General features: G+C 52.9%; 2 protein-coding genes. One reads left to right on the forward strand and one right to left on the reverse strand.

Features of this window, described 5'->3' with window-relative positions:
* Positions 1-283 precede the first annotated feature (283 nt).
* Positions 284-664 (reverse strand): hypothetical protein, encoded by a 381-nt coding sequence (locus AC4FIC_RS11595; RefSeq protein ID WP_100256830.1) that lies wholly within the window; start codon positions 662-664, stop codon positions 284-286.
* Between the two features lie 391 nt (positions 665-1,055).
* Here AC4FIC_RS11595 and AC4FIC_RS11600 point away from each other — a divergent pair.
* Positions 1,056-2,490, forward strand: a 1,435-nt coding sequence (locus tag AC4FIC_RS11600) for a thioredoxin domain-containing protein (protein ID WP_490359415.1), incomplete at its 3' end; no start/stop codon positions are given.

Here is a 2,490-nt window from a genome sequence, read left to right on the forward strand (position 1 = left end):
GGGGAGTCTAACTCCATCTGAATCAACTTGCCTTGCTGTGCCATGCCTAGCATCGCCGCACCGTGTTCATGCGCATCGTGTTGACGGTTTTCTTCCGCATTGAGGGGATTAATACTAACGGCAACGAGGGCCGTGCTTAAGAATAGTCGTTTCATTTTCTAGCCTATTTTTTGCTATTGACAACTCACTACGCTGCGTCAATAACACAGCCTAAAGATGTCCATAGGAGTTCATTTACGATCTGTTGTCATCGATGGGTGATGCGATTAATCGGAACTGTTGCTTAGGCTTTAAATGGCGGTGCGCGGATGGGCGTGGCGAGATTGGTAGTGAAGGTCACAACGTGGCGATCACGCTGAGTATTTATGCACCGAGAGGGGCTTGGCGCAAACACCGCATAACCATTGTTTGGTAAAGCGACGGTGTGAATGGCGTGAAAGGCTTCGCAGTTTGTTATGCTGGTTTCTTGATCGTCATGGGTCTGACTGGACTCATGCAAAGAGGCCATTTCGTGATGGTCATGTATATGACCGAGCTCGTGCACAGACGCTCTTTCGTGTTTGTCTTGTATATGACCGAGCTGATGCACAGGCACCATGATGTTGTTCGACATAAAAACGCCAAACATCAACATAAAGACTAAGGTGCGAAAATGGGCCGTCATTTACTGCAGTCGTCAACAAAATAGAGGCTGAGTACATTACTATGATGAAATCGAAAAAGAAAGTCTCGTTCGGCAATCCTGGGCTATATATCGGACCCATTCCAGATTTGAGCATTTTACCTACAGGTGGCGCCTGGAGAGCAAAAATGCACCCGTCAAGTTTTACCAACCAGCTCACTGTATCGTAAAAATTCGACCTTTTTCCCGCCTAATACTGTCAAGTTTCTTTACATTTCGCCCCGGCTCGAAATAGCATTACCAGCTGACGGGGACGTATTTCTGCCCCTCTAACCTTTCAGCGTCTCCCGCCTTTCACACCAGACTCGGCAGTAATCCGTATAGGGTTCAGGGCCTCTTAACTTCATCAATTCGCTTCGCATGAGGTAATCCCATGAACAGTCAAAAACACCTTAGATCTATCGGTAAGATGTTCCTTTTGTTACTCAGTGGCGTATTTCTCACTCTCGCCAACCTCTCAAACTTACCCAATCCACTTAACTCTGTGCCGCCGTTTAGGCTGGGCCAACTGCTGTCCACGGCAAGCGCCGAGGTCGCCACTGGGTTTCCGGCGGTATTCGATGATTTAGTGACCCAGGGAGAAGACTTATTCTTCAACGAGACCTTCGCCGGCAATGGCCGGACCTGCGGCACCTGTCATCCGGCCACCGAAAACTTCACCCTTACGGCCGACTTTATTGCCACCCTGGCTCCCGACGATCCGCTCTTCGTCGCCGAATTCATCCCGGCGCTGATGTTTGGGGCACCGGAAAATCTGGATGCCCTGGGCAGGCCGCAGCGCTTTGAGAATCCTGCGCTGATGCGCGCCTTTGGCTTAATTACCGAAAATCAGGATGGCATGGGTGATATGGAGAGGCGCTTCAACATGCGTTCCATTCCCCACAACATTGGCCTCAGCGCGTCCATCGTGACCCCCGCAGACGGTCTCACCCCGCCCGATGACCGGACCGGCTGGTCCGGAGATGGCGCGCCCATTGGCACCATAAACGGCATCCCGGCCACAGGTCGGTTAGAAGATTTTTTACTCGGGGCCATAGTGCAACACTACCCGCTCACCCTAGGGCGCAGCTTTACCGGCCCCGAGCCGGATTTTCGCAGCCCAACCCAGGCCGAACTCGATGCCTTGACGGCCTTCTTACTCGACCTGGGTCGGCAACAGGATCCGGTCTTGTTGGCCGGTGCCGCCGATGAATTGATCCTCAAAGATGCTGGTGCAGAGGCCGGCAAGGTGTTATTTCGCGATGGCGTCGCGGGCGGCACTACAAGCTGCGCGGCCTGCCATATCAATGCCGGGGCCAATGCCGATGTAACCGGCAGCACGCCGGCGAATCGCAATTTCGATACCGGCATTGAACAATTTTTACAAAACCGGCTGAATGACCCGGCGGTGACCGTGGTGGGTGAACTGCGTCCCGTCGATGGTGGTTTTGGCACCAATCCTGCCGGTGACTTCACCACCCTGCTCGCCCAGCCGGGCTTCGAGAATGAGAATTTCGGCGACCTGACCTTTAATACACCCAGTGTAATCGAAGCGGCCGACACGCCACCTTTCTTCCACAACAATGCGATTGCCACCTTGGAGGACAGTATTCGATTTTACAATTCCATTGAGTTCCAGCAGGCCAGCGATACGGCTATTCCCTTTAATGAGGTACAGGTCGCCCAGGTCGCCAATTTCTTGCGCGTGATCAACGCACTCGACAATATCGACAACCGGATCCTACGCCAAGCCGATCGGGCCTTGCTGGCCTTGGCGCACCAACCGACCCCCAATGCGGTTATCGACCGTATTCTATTGATTATGATCA

The organism is Reinekea sp. (genome assembly GCF_982785585.1).

What these genes read in the sequence shown, in the direction of transcription:
- AC4FIC_RS11595 (WP_100256830.1), bottom strand. Translation starts at nt 664, where the DNA reads ATGACGGCCCATTTTCGCACCTTAGTCTTTATGTTGATGTTTGGCGTT.